Here is a 16414-nt window from a genome sequence, read left to right as displayed (position 1 = left end):
TTATAAATCATATAGATAAAGTATAATAATCTTACATTATCAATCTACGCATCAGGAGCCCTCCCCTGTGAATTTCGTAGATTTGTTATGGAACATTTAGGAGGGAAACATCACTGATAAAAGGGCATGGGCAGTTACGACATTCTGATTAGAAAGCTGGACGAGTTCATCCGGAAGTATTACAAGAATCGTCTTCTCAAAGGTGGTATCTATGCTTCCGCTTATATACTTGTTTTCTATCTCGCCGCGGCGCTGCTGGAGTATTTCGGAAACTTTGGCGTAGCAATACGTACTGCGTTATTCTGGCTGCTGCTGGTGGGAGTAGGAAGTATCTTATATGTGTATGTGGCAGTACCCCTGCTTCAATTGCGCCGGGTAGGTAAGGTGCTTTCCTACGAAGAAGCTGCGGCTATTATCGGGAAACACTTTTATGAAGTTTCTGATAAACTCCTGAATGTACTGCAGCTGAAGAATTCACATCTCGGAATCCCGGGCAGTCAGGAACTTATTCATGCTTCGGTGGATCAGAAAATCGGACAGCTCCGGCCTGTTCCTTTTGCCGCGGCCATTGATCTCTCGCAAAACAGGAAATACCTGAAATACGCTTTAGTTCCTTTCAGCATCTTACTCCTGTTGCTGATTCTTTCGCCGGCCATGCTCCTGGATCCGACCCGCCGGATCGTGGAGCACAGAACTTACTTTGAAGCACAGGCCCCGTTTCAGTTCACTATTCAAAATAGTAAACTGCGAACGGTGCAGCAGGAAGATTTTCTTCTACAGATCAAACTTTCCGGCGATGAGATTCCGGAAAATGTTTTTATTGAAATCGGAGGAAATGAATTTAAGCTGCAAAAAGAAAATATTATCAAATTCAGTTACTTGTTCCGTAACGTACAGTCGGATGTGCCGTTCCGACTGGTAGCCGACGGATTCCGATCGAAGGAATATACCCTGGAAACGCTTCCCAACCCCCAGCTGGTCGACTTCCGTGTGAAGCTGGAGTATCCAAAGTACCTCGGAAGGAAGGAAGAGATCCTTGAAAATACGGGGGATCTGCTGGTGCCCTACGGAACACGTATAACCTGGGAGCTGAATTCCAAAAACAGTTCCACCCTCGGTTTTCGTTTCAACGACAGTTTGTTTGTCCTTCACCCCGTAACAGCCAATGCCTTCCGCTATACTTTCATTCCGGCGCAGAGCACCGGCTATTCCGTACGCGCAGGCAACGAGTTCCTGCAATCTGCCGATTCAGTAACGTATTCTATAAATGTGATCCCTGATCAGTATCCGCTCATAGAGGTAGACGAGCAGAAGGATTCTGTTTCAGCAAAGCGAATGTATTTCAACGGCGGCGTGAAAGATGATCACGGCTTCACCCGACTCACATTCTGCTTCCGTAAAATGGGCGCCGGTGACGAGAAGCAGACCCCCCTGCAGCAAGTGAATATTCCTGTGTCTGCCCGGCTGACCCAGGATCAGTTTTACCATTTTTGGGATCTTTCCTCCTTCGATCTGCAACCAGGGGATCAGTTCGAATATTATTTTGAGATTACCGATAACGACGGCGTGAACGGACCAAAGTCGTCGCGTACCATGAAGCAATTTTATAAAGTTCCCACCCTGCAGGAGCTAAGTGACCATACCGACAAGAAAAACGAAGAGATAAAGGACGATCTGGAAAAAGGCATTAAGGATGCGAAGGATATCAAAAAGGAAATAGATGCGCTCACCAAAAAACTGCTTGACAAAAAGAATGTGACCTGGGAGGAGAAGAAAAAACTGGAAGACCTGATTCGCAAGCAGGAAGATCTGCAGAAGCAGGTGGAGGATATTAAGAAGCAGAACCAGCAGAACAACGAACAGAAATCAGAGTTCAGCAAAATGGACGAAAATCTTCTCCAGAAGCAGATGGAGCTGGAAAAGCTCTTTGAAAGCCTCATGAATGAGGAGTTGAAAGAAAAAATGAAGGAATTACAGAAGCTGATGGACCAGATGGACAAGAGCGAAATGCAGAAGCAGCTGGAACAGATGAAACTGGACAATAAAGACATGGAGAAGGAACTGGACCGCGCCCTGGAAATGTTCAAACAACTCCAGTTTGAAGAAAAAATGCAGGATAATATTAAACGCCTTGAGGAACTCTCGAAGAAACAGGACGACTTGAGTAAGGAATCGGAAAACAAGAATGCAGATAGTAAGGAACTGGAGCAGAAACAGGAGCAGTTGAATAAGGAATTCGAGGAATTACGAAAGGACATGGATGAGCTCGAACAACTGAATAAAGACCTGGAACGACCGAACGAAATTCCGGATACAGAAAAACAGGAGCAGGACATTCAGCAGAATCAGAAGAATTCGTCGCAGCAATTGCAGCAGAATCAAAAGAAGAACGCTTCAAAATCACAAAAGAAGGCAGGTCAGCAGATGAAGGAAATGGCCGATGCAATGAGTATGTCCATGCAGAGCAGTGAAATGGAGCAGCAGGAAGAGGACATGAACAACCTCCGGCAACTTCTAAGCAACCTGATCCAGCTTTCGTTTGACCAGGAATCGCTGATGAAACAATTCGGAAAGACTAAGACCACTGATCCGAATTATGTAAAGCTGGCTGCCCAGCAAAAAAAGCTGAAAGATGATGCGAAGATCATTGAGGATTCCCTGCTGGCTCTGAGTAAGCGGGTGTTTCAGCTGCAAAGCATTGTGAACAAGGAAATCTCTAATATCAACAATAATATGGAGAAGAGCATCGAGGACTTCGCGGAACGGATGACCTCTTCCGGAATGATGAGGCAACAGTACGTGATGACCTCGCTGAACAACCTGGCGTTGCTGCTCAGTGAAGCGCTTAATCAGATGCAACAACAGATGCAGAACCAGATGCCCGGAAGCGGCAGTTGCAACAAGCCCGGCGGCAAGGGTAAGAAGCCTTCTATGTCGCAAATGAGGCAGATGCAGGAATCTATCAATAAGCAGATTGAAAACCTGAAAAAGATGATGGAACAGGGCGGGAAAACGCCCGGCCCCAAGCCCGGCACCGGCACCGGATCGGGATCCGGAATGAATGAGCAGATCGTAAAACTTGCCGCCCAACAGGAAATGTTGCGCAAAATGATGCAGGATATGATGAAGGAAGGCGGTAATACACCGGGCGATATGAAGAATACTTTGAAAAAAATGGAGGAAACGGAGACAGATCTGGTGAATAAGATGCTCACCCAGGAAACAATGAAACGCCAGCAAGAGATCCTGGACAAACTGCTTAACTACGAAAAGGCTGAGAAACAGAAGGAAACAGAGGAAAAAAGACAGTCGGAACAGCCTAAAAATGAAGAAAATCGTAACCTATCCGGATTTTTGGAGTATAAGAAGCTGAAACAGAAGGAGGCTGAGTTGCTTAAAACGGTACCCCCGTCACTGGCACCCTTCTACAAGGAAAAAGTAACGGAATATTTCAATAAATTTGATTGAAAACTACTCTTAAAGATCATGGTTCTTACTGAAAATCAGAAACTTAGCATAAATTCTAAGTCTGAGAACATTCTGCTGGTAGAGAAGTTGGTTGAGGATGTATGTGATGTGTTTAATGTACCGGAAGACTACTATGGGAACATCCTGGTAGCTGTTACGGAGGCAGTGAACAATGCCATCTACCACGGGAACAAAAGCAATCCTGTAAAACAAATCGACATCCAGTTCCGGAGCAGGAAGGACGCCTTGCAGTTCACGATTTCGGATCAGGGTGAGGGATTTGATCATTCCAATCTGCCGGATCCCACCGATCCCCAGAACCTGGAGAAACCCCATGGCCGCGGTGTTTTTCTGATGCGCAAGCTGGCCGAAAAGGTTGAATTTAACGACAACGGACGCAGCGTAACCCTGGAGTTCAAGATCATTGCCAACTAAATCGAAGTCAGAAGGATAATCTACCCCCGGAAATCACCGGGGGTTTTTTATTTTTACAGCCCCATGCCTATTCATTTCTTTTGCGAAGATGTACGTTTCAAACTGCCCGGTGCACCCGGTATAAAGAAACGGCTGCTCGCCCTGGTGAAGAAGCACCGGCGTAAAACGGGAGAAGTGAATTATATTTTTTGTTCGGATGAGTACTTATTTGAATTGAACAAAGCCTACCTGAACCATAACACGTACACGGACATCATCACCTTTGAGTACAGCACAGACCAGGAAATTCTATCCGATATTTATATTTCCGTGGACCGGGTAAAGGATAATGCCCGGAAATTTAACGTTCCCTTTGGTACGGAAATGCAGCGCGTGATTGTACACGGAATGTTGCATTTGCTGGGGTATAAAGACAAAAAACCTTCCGAAATTAAAAGAATCCGTAAAGCGGAGGAAGAGTGGTTGCGAAGAAGGAAATAGAATTAACGGGCGCGGAATGCATAATGAATCAGCTCCTCCGCCCCCGGATGATTTTACTCTGATCTCTTTTAAAACAATGACATGATTTATAAGTTCAATTTCATCGAAAAAATTCTGCTGAGCAAGGATATCATCCCTCACCCTTTTGCGGATGTGGGCAGCAATCCGATACTCGGAAAAACCCTGGGGGTGGCCGTCAAACTGAAAATAACGGATCATCTTGGTGCACAGGCCCGAAGTATCAGCCAGATTGCGAAGGCCGCCGCAGTAAGTGAAAAGGGTACGGAGCTGGTGCTTGACGCCCTGACTGCCCTTGGATATGCTGAAAAGAGTGAAGCGGGATATTGTTTCAGCAAACGGGGCGAAAGGGTACTGGACCGGAAATCGCCGCACAGCATGGCCTGGTTCATCGAATTCTGCGACTGGACCTATAATTCGACCGTTAATCTGGAGGAAACGATTCGTAATGGAAAGCCATCGCGGATCAACCTGGATCATTTTACAGATCATGAGTGGGAGATCTTCTCCCGTGCAATGATGGAAATTGCAGGCACAAATGTCAGGGAGGTATCCTCCAAAATCAAACTCTCTCCGCAGGCTAAAAGTATTATTGACCTCGGCGGTTCCCATGGTTTGTACAGTATTGAACTTTGCAGGAAATATGCCGGTCTCACGGCCACTATTCTTGACCTGGAACCGGTCAGAAAATATACGGAGGAGTGCGTTGAAAAATTCAATATGAACTCACGCGTTTCTTTCCAAAACTGCAACTTTATTTCAGACGAGCTTCCCAAGGATCAGGATGGGGCGCTCCTGTTCAATATTATTCACGGATTTTCCCCCGTGCAAAATCAGGCGCTGTTCACGAAAATCTGTCAGGCGTTGAAAAACGGCGGACAACTGGTGGTGCTCGATCAGATCAAAGGAACTGGCGGCAAGAGTCAGCTCTCCCAGGCCACCACCTCCTTTATGGCCATTAATCTTTTTCACCAGGCTAACGGCAATACGTATGGATATGAAGAGGTAAAAAAGTGGAGTGAATCAGCCGGATTCAAAACAGCAAAACTATCTAAATTGAACGCTCCCGGTTTCGGATTAATTACCTGTTACAAATAGCTCATGAAAAGAATATTCAAGATCACCGGCTATGCCATCGTAACGATCATTTTTATTGTCGCAGGATTGGTTTCTTATGTGAAATATGCATTGCCGGATGTGGGCCCTGCGCCTGAACTGAAAGTGGAGATATCAGATGAAAGAACAGCCCGGGGGCATTATCTGGCAAATCATGTGATGCTGTGTATGGACTGTCATTCTACTCGCGACTGGAATGTTTTTTCCGGCCCGATGGTTGCGGGAACAGAAGGAAAGGGAGGAGAGAAATTTGACCAGACACTTGGCTTCCCGGGAAAATATATTGCCCCGAATATTACACCATTCAGTTTAAAAGAATGGACAGACGGAGAAATATTCAGGGCGGTTACCGCCGGTGTTTCCAAAGACGGCCGTGCACTGTTTTCCGTTATGCCGCACCATAATTACGGAAAACTGGATTCGAATGATATTCTGGCGGTTATATCCTATATACGTACCCTGGAACCCATTCAGAACGAAACCGAAAGCCCGGTCTCCGATTTCCCTATGAATTTCATCATTAATACCATTCCCCAAAAACCGGCTTTCAACACTGTTCCTCCTTCTTCCGATAGAATTAATTACGGAAAGTATATGATCACCGCAGCCGGGTGCGGCGATTGTCATACGAAGCAGGAAAAGGGAAAATTTGTAGGAGAGATGTATGCCGGAGGATTCGAATTTAAACTGCCGGATGGCTCTGTCGTTATTTCATCGAATATTACGCCCGATCCCGAAACGGGGATCGGAAAATGGACGAGCGAGCAATTTGTTAAGCGATTCAAGTCCTATGCCGACAGTGGGTACGTGCATCCCAGGGTGAACGCGGGAGATTTCCAGACGGTAATGCCCTGGACTATGTATGCAGGCATGAGCGAAACGGACCTGGCAGCAGTGTTTTCTTTTCTCCAAAGCCTGCAACCGGTAAAAAATGAGGTGGTGAAATTTACACCTTCAAAATAGATCCTCAGGAATCATTCCCAAAACTCGTATTTAAATTCCCATGACCGCGGATAATTGCTTCCCTGTTTGGGTATTTCCGTTTTTTCCGGCAGTCCGTTTTTGTTCCAGGTAATTCGTTGCTCCATAATCTGCCGTTTACTGTCGTACCCGCGGATCATCGTCAGACGGCTGTTTTCATCCCATGTGTATTCATTCAAATAGCGCCCGTTGTCGTACTCATAGCTGAGGAGGTTGCCGCCGTCATCATATACATAAAGAGTGGAATGAAGTGTGGGCCGTGACCGCATGATGGATGCGCTGATCTTTCCTGCCTTGGTATACATGATATCCGTGGGTCCATAGTCGGTTTTCCGGTGTGCGTCCTGGTGAATGATCGAAATAACCTGCCCTTTCGGGTTGAGCATGCATTTCGTAAAACGGCCGTCGCGCGGCGGAGCAGCGAAAAACTCGTGGCGTTCGGTAAGGATGAAGTCTTTCCCGTAAAAGTACCATGTACCGGTGGGCGATTCATCATTATCCGTTTCCAGCATGTAAATAAGATTGCCTGTTGGATGCCATCCATAGTCTTTCGTAGATTCCAGCTTTTTCTTCTGATATCGGGATTCTTTGATCAGGCGGCTCTGCGAATCATAAGTATAGATTAGTGATGAATAAATCTGATCGTCCTGGTCAAAATGTACAAGAGACTTCAGCAAACCGTTTTTCAGGTATTCGTATTCTCGTTCTTTCACTGTTTTTTCAGCGTTGCTTGTTTTATCGGTGCGGAATACGGTAACCTTTTTTATTGGTAGACTAAGTTGATACGGAATGTTTTCTGTGAACATAACTTTCGGGATCTGCCGGGTATAATCAGGATAGGGCTGGTCCGGACTAACAAAAACCTTCTTGGGATTGCCTGAAGGAAAGATATATGTCTCTAGGAAACCAAATGGCCCATTCGGATTCAGGAAGCTCTTTAGTTCTCCGAATTCAATCCTTACAGATGTACTGAGGCCATAAATATTCAGCATACAGGCTTTAAAGGCGGAAATATAATAGGCAAAGGAGAAAGCTTTGGGATAGAGAAAACCATCGCGGGTAAAACTGAATTTTACCAGCGATAACTCCCGCCCGGATGCATCTTTCATCGCATCCAGGTAGAAATCCGAATCTTCTTCGTCTAATTCTATACTCAGCCCTGCGGCTGCGGTGCGAACTTTATCTTCTATCAGTTTGGTGAGTGCCGTTTGAGCAGAGGGCAGGAACACACTGCCGGGGCGGTGTTCTGTTCCTGTATGCAAATCAAAATAATACACTTCGTCATAGCAGAATTCCGCGTTGTCAAGATATTCTTCATAACGTGTACGGTATTCAAAACTGATCACCACCGTTAGGATGCCGTGAAAATAGGAGACCATAGCGAAATCCACTTCAGTCAGGGTAGGCACAAAAGCCGTAATCTCTCTTGCGTCTCCTCCTAACTGATCCTGCACTTTATTATAAATGGTAAAATACGTCCGGATCTTTTCATCATGGTCCTTATACAATTTCAGTTTTAATGAATCCGAACCAGCCTGTCCGAGTGTGATCAACATAAGTCTTTTGTTCAGTTTCTTCTGAATAGAAGAATCTTTCAGTGAGAGCAGAACTGGATATGCCACATCCAGGTCTTTGGTGCCGTAGGAAATCCCTTTGTCAAGGCTCACATACTTCTGCCTGTAATGGATCGTTGTACCTTCCAGCGCATCATGAACAACCTGATCTTCGGCCCAAAGCCCGCCAACGAACAGGAACAGAATGAGGGTGAATAGGATTCTCATTTCTTCTTATAATAGAAATAGATCCTTAGCATTCCTGTTTCCATATCAAATGCGCTTTTCACGCTGTCAAACCCGGCGTTCTTCATTTTTTTCTCCAGGTCCTGTGTCGTCAGGATAATCTCTCCTTTGTTATCCTTATACACATAGTTAAATCCTTCCCCGGCTTTCACAGGAAGAAGAATAGTGCCGATCACATAATTAGAGGAGACCATCAGATTCTCGGCCTTGAGATCCAAAGCCCTGGAAGTAATCCCCTTTGGAAGTTGTATGTCGCCTTCCGGTGCATAGACTCCCATAAATTCTCCACGGTCTTTACCAAGGAATTTTCCTTTGATATTTGCTTTAGGAGGAGAAGCATCCGGTCCGCCGTAATAATGATAGTAACTGTCAGGAAGAAGCATTTCCATTTCCGATGGATTGTCGCTGGGATCAAGGTCAATGACCGCTTTGGTGAAACGGAGGCTTACCCCTGTTTTCCCAATACCTGAAAGAGGTATGCAGAAGCCACGTGGTTTTAAGATCTTGAATTTATCCCGTTCATTATACACAATCCGGTCGGCGTGGAACTGCAGAACTGAAGGAAGAGGAGTCTTATCCTCTCCTGTGTGCGCTTTATTCATCTCAGGATCCCAGCGGCAAAGCAGATTTGCGTCAAATTCTATTTCCAGGATTTTTGCTTCCAGCGTGGCGTCAACGGAAAGGGGATCTGTGCGGTCCACATGAATCGTAAAGGGGATTCTGGATTCCATCGCGTTGATGCAGGGATTCAGAATGAGTTTGAAACCATTATGATCCGGAAACCGGAGAAAGATCTTCTGGTAAGCAACAATGTTCATACTGTAAAAGGAGACATTCTTGTTATTACTGAACTGCATTCCTATGTAATACAGGTGATCATAAAAGTCTCCGATGGGAGCGTGCATTTTAAAACTCCATTGTCTTACTTCTTCCAATGGTGCAAGGTTGTTCAGGGGAGGAGCGAACTTTACTTTGGTTGCAACAGTATCCAGGCACTGGCAGGGCAGAAGCGGAGCGCTGGGAGCAAGTACTCCTTTGCTGTAGTTAACCATTTTTTCCACTTTTCCCTGCGCATTATAGGTGATCCATGTACCATCCTGCTGCTCATTATTGTAAACGCCTTCATTCTTCAGGTATCCTTCTTTCGCATAGGTCTTGCACGGACCATGCCGCTTGCCATCTTTATAAGTGGTAGTATGTGTTAAACTGCCATTCTCGCTGTAATATTTTCCTTCACCCTCTTTTTTCCCATCTACAAAGATCTCCTCGTATCGCAGCTGACCATTTTCATAATAGGAAACATATTTTCCCTGCAACAAGCCACTGTCGTGAAAACTTTCAAAGGAAAGATTTCCGTTCTTGTGCCAGGCGCGGAATTTACCATGATTCTTTCCGTCTTTATAATAGCCCTCATCTTTCATTTGTCCGTTATCGTACCAGTTCACATTGCAGGTTTGTCCGGGTACGCCCGCCGTATGACAGGTTTTGCGTTCTTTATTGCCGTTAGGAAAATAGATGATCCATTCTCCAGAAAGCTCACCGTTTTCGTAATGCCCTTCGTAATGTTTGTTTCCGTTGAAATGCCATGCGGTTACACCGCCGTTGGCTAATCCGTCTTTCAAGGTGATTTCAAACAACTTTTTCCCATCGGGAAACAGCAGTATGGTTTTACCGTCCAGGTGTCCGGCTTTAAAAGAAATGGTTGCCATCGGAACACCGGCGGAATACCACCAGGTCCAGTTTCCGGTCAGTTTACCTTCGCTCAGCGTTCCGTCGGGTGGAACAGCTTTCCCATATTGGAGATATAATTGCTCCGTAAAGTTATTGCTCTTGAGTGGGATGATGTTTTTGAGATCCGTACGCTCTTTCCCTTCAATGAATTCTCCGTCGGCGGTCCATGTTACATCTAAACCTATTGCCGCACCGTTCACGTCGTAATCCGATAGCCGTTTCAGTTTTCCGTTCAGAAAATATTGCAAATGCCTTCCCGCCGGTCTTCCGCTGCGTTGTATACTGATGCTTTCACATTTGCCGTTCCTGTAGTACTGGCACACCAGAGAATAACCATTGTTGTTATTATCATTGTAATTGAAATAAAAGATTTGTGATTTCGTGCTGCCGTCTTCGTAATATTCCGTGGATTGGTCGTAAACTTTTCCCTTATTGTAGTGGTCCAGGCGTTCAAGTTTTCCTTCCTGGCTGTACGAGCGCCGGGGACCGTGTAACACCGTTTCATACTTTTCACCTTTGAGTATCACAGTATAGGATTGTTCGTATTCCAATTCGCCGTTGAGTCTCCACCGTACGGATTTACCTGAGCGCAAACCATCAGCAAAATTCGTTTCTTCGGCCAGGCGCCCGTCCGGAAAATAGTGTTTCCATATCCCTTCTTTTTTCCCGAGTTTTTGTATACCCTCTTCCGCCAGATTACCATTTTCAGAAAAACGCTTATACGGTCCGTCGGCAACGGAGGTGTCTTTTCCGTCTTTTTTGATCAGTACAAAATTAGATTTGTAATACGGTTTCCCGTTTTTATGCCAGTATTCCTGAAGTCCGGATTTGAGCCCGGACTGATAATATTCCTTTCCCGTTTGTTGTCCTTTCTCATCCCAGTAATCCCACCGTCCTTCTTTTTCCCCTGTCTTATAATTTCCGCGCGTTTTTTTGTTGCCGTTCTCAAAGTTCTCAACGAACACTCCTTCATGCCAGGTAACGTAGTATTTTTTAAGGGAATCAAAGCGCTGATAGGAGGTGGTTTCACTGATCAGCAGCCCGTCCTGATTCCACCTTTTTTGCAAACCATGTGCGCGGTCATCTTTGAGTTCTGAATGTTTGGCCGGATTTCCATTGTTAAAGAATTCCTTTTGTACCCCGTTCTTCTTTCCGAGTTTGTAGTTGGATTCTTCACGTAAGACCCCGTTATCAAACCAGGTCATTTGTTTCCCGTCCAGAACTTCCTTTTTCTTATCCTTTTCCAGGATGACCGTGTAGTGGTAATCTCCGGTCTTGTTCCCGTTCTGATTCCAGTATTGGGCGCTTACACGGTAACCATCTTTATAAACCGTGATGTGTTTCTTGTTTCCGCCCTGGTAGTACTCCTCCCACGTTCCTTCTTTTTCCCCGTCTTTGTACTGACCTTTGGTCTGAGGAGTGCCGTTCTCATAATTTCGGAGATAAACACCATGAATGATATACCCTGACTTGATCTCTGAGCTTAATTTATAGTTGTTCTCACTCTGAAGAAATCCGTTCTGGTACCATCGTTTCTGTGCGAGCAGCTTTCCATCTTTATAATTTGATTCCTCCTGTTTTTTCCCGTTCTGGTACCAAAGGAGATATTCTCCGTCGCGCTGTTCGCCTTCTTTTACTTCTTTCGATTGAATCTGTCCATTCTGGTAAAAAAGACTTATCTGCTTTTGCTTCCCTTTCAGAACGGTGATTGATTGAATGGTACCGTTTGGATAATAAGCCGTATCGGACTGGGAAAAGAGAAAGTGGCCAAGAAGGAGAAGTGGAACAAGAACTTTCATAGTGTTGGAACTGGACCTGAAAATACATCAAAAATCGTACCTGATTGCAGTTCACCTGATATCCTTCAGATTCAGCTGCAGGCTTACATTTCCGTTGTATTCGTTTTCTTCGATGCAATATAGCACATCAAACAGTTTCCGGTTGGCGGCAATGCGGATCTTTTCTCCCATCCCGAATCCTATGCTTCCAAACCGGGAAGAGGGAGCGTGTGGATGGTGAAGCGTAAGCCTGAGATGATTCGTACCCACTACTTTACCAAATCCGGTGTCAGCCACTCCGGAGCTCATAAAAACGGGAGATAAGTTACCCGGCCCGAATGGCTGAAATTGCTGAAGCAAACGGAAGAGATCTTCATTGATTTCCTGCAGGGAGATTGCAGCATCCACGTCCAGTTCAGGAACAAGCTGGTGCGGAAGAATGGTAGAAGCAACAGCCTCTTCGAATGCCTCCCGAAATGCGTTCAGTTTTCCGGGTTGCAGGGAAAGTCCTGCAGCAGCCATATGACCTCCGTACTGCTCAAGCAAATGTCCGCAACGGTCAATGGCCGCGTGTACATCAAATCCTTTCACGGATCGTGCAGATCCGGTGAGCAATCCTTCATGTTCGGTCAATACAATGGTGGGGCGGTAGTAGGTATCGGTAAGCCGGCTGGCTACAATGCCCACAACACCCTTGTGCCATCCTTTTCCGTGTACCACGGTTGTTTTTTTGTTTTGATGCTCAGGATCTGATTTTAAAATGGCCAGGGCCTGTTGGGTGGTATCTGAATCATGTTCTCTTCTTGTAATGTTATTGCGGTTGATGATCTCTGCTACTTCCCGGGCCTTTACCGGATCGCTGGTCAGAAGAAGTTCAACGGCACGATTGCCGGAATCTATTCTGCCGGCTGCGTTAATGCGTGGTGCAATAACAAAAACAATATCGTTGATGCTGAACGGACGTTTAAGCCCCGCCATTTCTTTCAGCACCCGGAAGCCAACCCGGGGTGCGGCGTTGATTTGTTTGAGCCCGAAATGGGCGAGTACCCTGTTTTCTCCCGTTATGGGAACAATATCGGCCGCGATGCTCACCACTACCAGGTCAAGATACTCTTCCAGATCCTCCGGCGGAATGTTACGGTGCCGGGCAATGGCACAGGCAAGCTTGAAACCTATACCACAACCGGAAAGTTCTTTATACGGGTACCTGCACCCGGGTTGTTTGGGATCGAGCACAGCGACCGCTGCCGGAATGGATTCTCCCGGCAAGTGATGATCACAAATGATAAAGTCGATACCCATTTCCGAAGCGTAGGCAATCTTATCAACCGATTTAATCCCACAGTCGAGGGCAATGATCAGCGTCACTCCGCTCTCCTTCGCCACATCAATACCCCTGAAGGAAATGCCGTACCCTTCTCCGTATCGGTCCGGAATATAAAAGATTACCTCAGGGTAAAATGTTTTAAGAAAAGTATATATAAGCGCAACGGCAGTAGTTCCGTCTACGTCATAATCACCGTAGACCATGATCTTTTCTTCCTTTTCTACAGCGCTTTCCACCCGCCGCACCGCTTGCTCCATGTCCTTCATTAAAAACGGATCATGCAGGTGATCGAGAGAGGGATGAAAGAAAAGTTCAGCCTGGGCCGTGTTGCGTATGTTTCTGAGCACCAGGAGCCGCGCAATCAGGGGGGATATATGCAGGGCAGACGACAATTCTTCCACCAGGGCCTGATCCGTCACACTCAGTTCATTCCATCGTTTTTCTGTCATACGGACTGCGAAAATAATGATAATTGCTGCGGGGTAAAGGTTTTAAATTATTCCAGTTTGATAACTTTGCAGGGAATGAGGATCCTCGCCTTCATCCTGGTTCTTGCCTTCCTGAACTCCTGTAAAGTGCCGCCGGCTCCGGAGAAGCTTATTGTGCGTTCACCTGCAGAGATTCATGACGAGGTCGTAAAGGTGATGAAGGATCGCCTTTCTGCTCCCGATACATCCCACCCTCTCGTTTTACGCGGAGATACCGTTTTTGCAACACAGCTGGTGTCGGAGTTTTACAGAGCCAGAAATTTTGAACCGGTCTTTTCTTCTTACGGCCAGTACAACCGGAAATACTTTTCTCTTGCCCGCGTGCTCCGCGATGCCAGGGAGTTTGGCCTCATTCCCGCCCACTATCACTGGCCGCTGGTAGATTCGCTGATGAAATCGTCGCACCGGCGTTCCGATGCCTCCTTTGATGTGATCAGGATTGCGGATGTGGAAATCATGCTCACGGATGCTTTTTTTCAAATGGCGCATCACCTGTGTCATGGCCGGCTGGATCCGGATAGTCTGAGCCCCGTATGGAAGAAGGCGCCGATAGATAGTGCCCTGGTCAGTGATTTTAACCGTTGCCTGGAAGAATTACGTTTCAGCCGCACCCTCATGAGTTATGAGCCGAAGTTTTACCAGTACATCGACCTGAAAGCCGCATACAGAGAATACAAGAGGAAAATGAAAGGAGTAAAGTGGGTGACTATGCCGGATATCGCTAAAGACACAGCGATGTACATCAAAGCCGTCAGAGAAAGAATGATCATGGAGGGTTTTCTGGATTCTTCTAAGAAGGGCAACGACAGCTTACTCCTCGCCCGGGCATTGCTGAAATTCCAGAAAGCCAATTTGCTTACCGAAGATGGCAAAGTAGGTAAGGAAATGATTAAAATTCTTGCCCTAAGTGTTGAAGACCGCATCCGCCAGATAGAAATGAATCTGGAGCGCTGGCGGTGGGAGAGGAAAAAAACTTTCCGGGAAGAGAAAGCATTCGTATGGGTGAATCTGCCGGGGTATAAATTCATTCTTTCGGAAAAAGACACCGTGGTGGTGGAGTCTCGTATCATCTGCGGGGATCCGAAACATCCCTCTCCGCACCGGCTCAAAAGCACCATTCAGTATTTTACCATCTACCCTTACTGGAATGTCCCTTACAGTATCGCATCGAAGGAAATACTTCCCCGTATTAAGTGGGACACGGCTTACCTGCGGAAACACAATTTTCAGGTAATTGACTGGAATGGCAGAGTAGTGGAGGATTACCGGCGTATCAACTGGAAGAAATACGGGGAGAAAACCCTGCCTTATAAATTCCGACAGCTGGAAGGAGAGGAGAATTCGCTGGGGCTGGTGAAATTCTTCTTCAACAATAAACAGGGGGTTTATCTGCATGATACTAATTCGCGGAAATTATTTAAGCGCAACGTACGCGCATTGAGTCATGGCTGTATGCGCCTGGAGGAATACCTGGCTTTTGCAGAATTTCTGGTGCGCGATGATTCGGTGAAAATTCCGAAGGATACATTGCATGCCTGGTTCGGAAGGTCAGAACAGCGAATCGTGAAACTAAAAAAGCCGGTAAATATTTATATCCGGTATTTCACAACAGAGGTGCTGGATTGGAACCGTTTGGTGCTGTACCCGGATATTTATGATCTGGATGCGAAAATGATCCGGGTGTTATACCGTTCCTGACAGGATCATTCGCTCAGTGTGCCCACATGAAAACCTTTTCGCTGTTGCGGAACCGGTTCAGTTCCCGGGGCGGTGTGGCAAGAATCACCACAAAATCTACCAGGGGTAAAATCCCGAATCCACCCACCGTAGCCAGATAGACGAGCGGCATATACGGCTCTGTACCAAGGAAAACCCGGTGGGCTCCTGTAATGCCAATCAGCGGAAAGGCCAGAAGAGCTGCTTTCAGTTTTTGACGGCGGTAAAATTTTACGGAGTCGGCCATCGGCTCCGTTAGCGTGCAGGCCTGCGCTTCACTGTCTGAACTGTCAGCCCGGTTTAGGGATTCAGAAAAAATCGGGAAGCAGAGCAGACAAAGTAACCCAAGCAGAACCGGCTTCCTCATTTATTTCGGTTCGTTGTAGTCAGGTTCCGGTGATTTGCCGCCCTTGGGGATAAAATGCGGGTCTTCATTCACTGTGTTGGGACGAACCTTGCCCCATTTCCATTGCATTCCCACCATCAGGAAGTAGGGAGGGCCTACCGCAAACTCGGTTCCGAAGCCAAAACGCTTCCAGGGATAATACCTGAATCCGAATAAGGCCTGGTATTTCATCCGGTTACTCTTAAACAGATCCTGGAAATTCCAGTTTCCAGAAGTGATGTTGGGATTGCTGGATTCCTGCCCCCAGGAGGTAAAACTGAACCGTAAACCGAAATAAGAATCTACGTCCTTAAATCCGGGCGTCAGGTGGTAGAGCGCACGCAATCCGAAATTATTGCGTGTGACTTTGTCTTCGTATTCCTGTGCTATATAGGTGCCGTTGGGATAAAATGTGGTATCAGTGTATGTCAGACGGAGTGCCTGATGACTGATGCCGAAGCCCAGCGATACACGGTTTCGCAAACAATGGTCGTATTGAAGCACCAGTCCTGCGGACATTTTAGCATCCTTGTAACTCACCGTATTCACCAGTTCCTCAATCACGGTCCCGAAAAGCTCGGTCATACTTTGGGAAGTGGCGAAAGTAAACACCTGTTCCCGCTTCATCCGCTGACCCATAGCGAGGAACGGCAGAAAGAGCAGAAGGAACAGGTGTTTTTTCTTCATACGGA

Annotated in this window: 11 protein-coding genes; 6 read left to right on the top strand and 5 right to left on the bottom strand. The window is 46.4% G+C overall.

The window, feature by feature from the left end:
- Nucleotides 1-126: 126 nt before the first annotated feature.
- From IT233_00135 to IT233_00115, 5 genes are all read left to right on the top strand, one after another.
- Nucleotides 127-3468, top strand: a complete 3342-nt coding sequence (locus IT233_00135; GenBank protein ID MCC7301026.1) for a hypothetical protein — start codon at nucleotides 127-129, stop codon at nucleotides 3466-3468.
- 18 nt (nucleotides 3469-3486) lie between these two features.
- On the top strand, nucleotides 3487-3903 hold the full coding sequence (locus IT233_00130) for an ATP-binding protein (protein ID MCC7301025.1): 417 nt from the start codon (nucleotides 3487-3489) through the stop codon (nucleotides 3901-3903).
- A gap of 63 nt (nucleotides 3904-3966) precedes the next feature.
- A complete protein-coding gene (gene ybeY, locus IT233_00125) occupies nucleotides 3967-4383 on the top strand; it encodes an rRNA maturation RNase YbeY (protein MCC7301024.1) in 417 nt (138 codons plus the stop codon).
- Between the two features lie 81 nt (nucleotides 4384-4464).
- Complete coding sequence (locus tag IT233_00120; protein ID MCC7301023.1) at nucleotides 4465-5499, top strand: hypothetical protein; 1035 nt, start codon at nucleotides 4465-4467, stop codon at nucleotides 5497-5499.
- A gap of 3 nt (nucleotides 5500-5502) precedes the next feature.
- Nucleotides 5503-6480, top strand: a complete 978-nt coding sequence (locus IT233_00115) for a c-type cytochrome (protein ID MCC7301022.1) — start codon at nucleotides 5503-5505, stop codon at nucleotides 6478-6480.
- Between the two features lie 11 nt (nucleotides 6481-6491).
- On the opposite strand, the gene IT233_00110 is transcribed toward IT233_00115, so the two are convergent.
- The 3 genes from IT233_00110 to recJ are packed head-to-tail and all read right to left on the bottom strand — an operon-like array spanning nucleotide 6492 to nucleotide 13582.
- Entirely contained in the window at nucleotides 6492-8279 is a 1788-nt protein-coding gene (locus IT233_00110; GenBank protein ID MCC7301021.1) for a hypothetical protein, read from the bottom strand.
- Complete coding sequence (locus tag IT233_00105) at nucleotides 8276-11827, bottom strand: hypothetical protein (protein MCC7301020.1); 3552 nt, start codon at nucleotides 11825-11827, stop codon at nucleotides 8276-8278. Before IT233_00105 ends, IT233_00110 begins: the two co-directional genes overlap by 4 nt.
- A gap of 51 nt (nucleotides 11828-11878) precedes the next feature.
- On the bottom strand, nucleotides 11879-13582 hold the full coding sequence (gene recJ / locus IT233_00100) for a single-stranded-DNA-specific exonuclease RecJ (protein MCC7301019.1): 1704 nt from the start codon (nucleotides 13580-13582) through the stop codon (nucleotides 11879-11881).
- A 75-nt stretch (nucleotides 13583-13657) separates the two neighbouring features.
- Between recJ and IT233_00095 the strand changes: the two genes are divergently transcribed.
- Entirely contained in the window at nucleotides 13658-15319 is a 1662-nt protein-coding gene (locus IT233_00095; GenBank protein ID MCC7301018.1) for a L,D-transpeptidase family protein, read from the top strand.
- Nucleotides 15320-15332: 13 nt separating this feature from the next.
- Here IT233_00095 and IT233_00090 read toward each other — a convergent pair whose 3' ends face one another.
- Nucleotides 15333-15704, bottom strand: a complete 372-nt coding sequence (locus IT233_00090) for a TM2 domain-containing protein (GenBank protein ID MCC7301017.1) — start codon at nucleotides 15702-15704, stop codon at nucleotides 15333-15335.
- Nucleotides 15705-16409 carry a hypothetical protein gene (locus tag IT233_00085; GenBank protein MCC7301016.1) on the bottom strand — a complete coding sequence of 235 codons (705 nt, stop codon included), beginning with the start codon at nucleotides 16407-16409 and terminating at the stop codon, nucleotides 15705-15707.
- Between the last annotated feature and the right edge of the window lie 5 nt (nucleotides 16410-16414).

The sequence above is a fragment of the Bacteroidia bacterium genome, assembly GCA_020852255.1.
GTDB lineage: Bacteria > Bacteroidota > Bacteroidia > JADZBD01 > JADZBD01 > JADZBD01.
The sequence above is the reverse complement of the archived record's forward strand: the minus strand, read 5'-3'. Positions and strand labels throughout refer to the sequence as shown.

Coding starts and splice junctions, on each gene's coding strand:
- recJ (MCC7301019.1), bottom strand. CDS start 13,582: ATGACAGAAAAACGATGGAATGAACTGAGTGTGACGGATCAGGCCCTG.
- IT233_00135 (MCC7301026.1), top strand. CDS start 127: ATGGGCAGTTACGACATTCTGATTAGAAAGCTGGACGAGTTCATCCGG.
- IT233_00090 (MCC7301017.1), bottom strand. CDS start 15,704: ATGAGGAAGCCGGTTCTGCTTGGGTTACTTTGTCTGCTCTGCTTCCCG.
- IT233_00130 (MCC7301025.1), top strand. CDS start 3,487: ATGGTTCTTACTGAAAATCAGAAACTTAGCATAAATTCTAAGTCTGAG.
- IT233_00110 (MCC7301021.1), bottom strand. CDS start 8,279: ATGAGAATCCTATTCACCCTCATTCTGTTCCTGTTCGTTGGCGGGCTT.
- IT233_00085 (MCC7301016.1), bottom strand. CDS start 16,409: ATGAAGAAAAAACACCTGTTCCTTCTGCTCTTTCTGCCGTTCCTCGCT.
- IT233_00115 (MCC7301022.1), top strand. CDS start 5,503: ATGAAAAGAATATTCAAGATCACCGGCTATGCCATCGTAACGATCATT.
- IT233_00095 (MCC7301018.1), top strand. CDS start 13,658: ATGAGGATCCTCGCCTTCATCCTGGTTCTTGCCTTCCTGAACTCCTGT.
- IT233_00120 (MCC7301023.1), top strand. CDS start 4,465: ATGATTTATAAGTTCAATTTCATCGAAAAAATTCTGCTGAGCAAGGAT.
- IT233_00105 (MCC7301020.1), bottom strand. CDS start 11,827: ATGAAAGTTCTTGTTCCACTTCTCCTTCTTGGCCACTTTCTCTTTTCC.
- ybeY (MCC7301024.1), top strand. CDS start 3,967: ATGCCTATTCATTTCTTTTGCGAAGATGTACGTTTCAAACTGCCCGGT.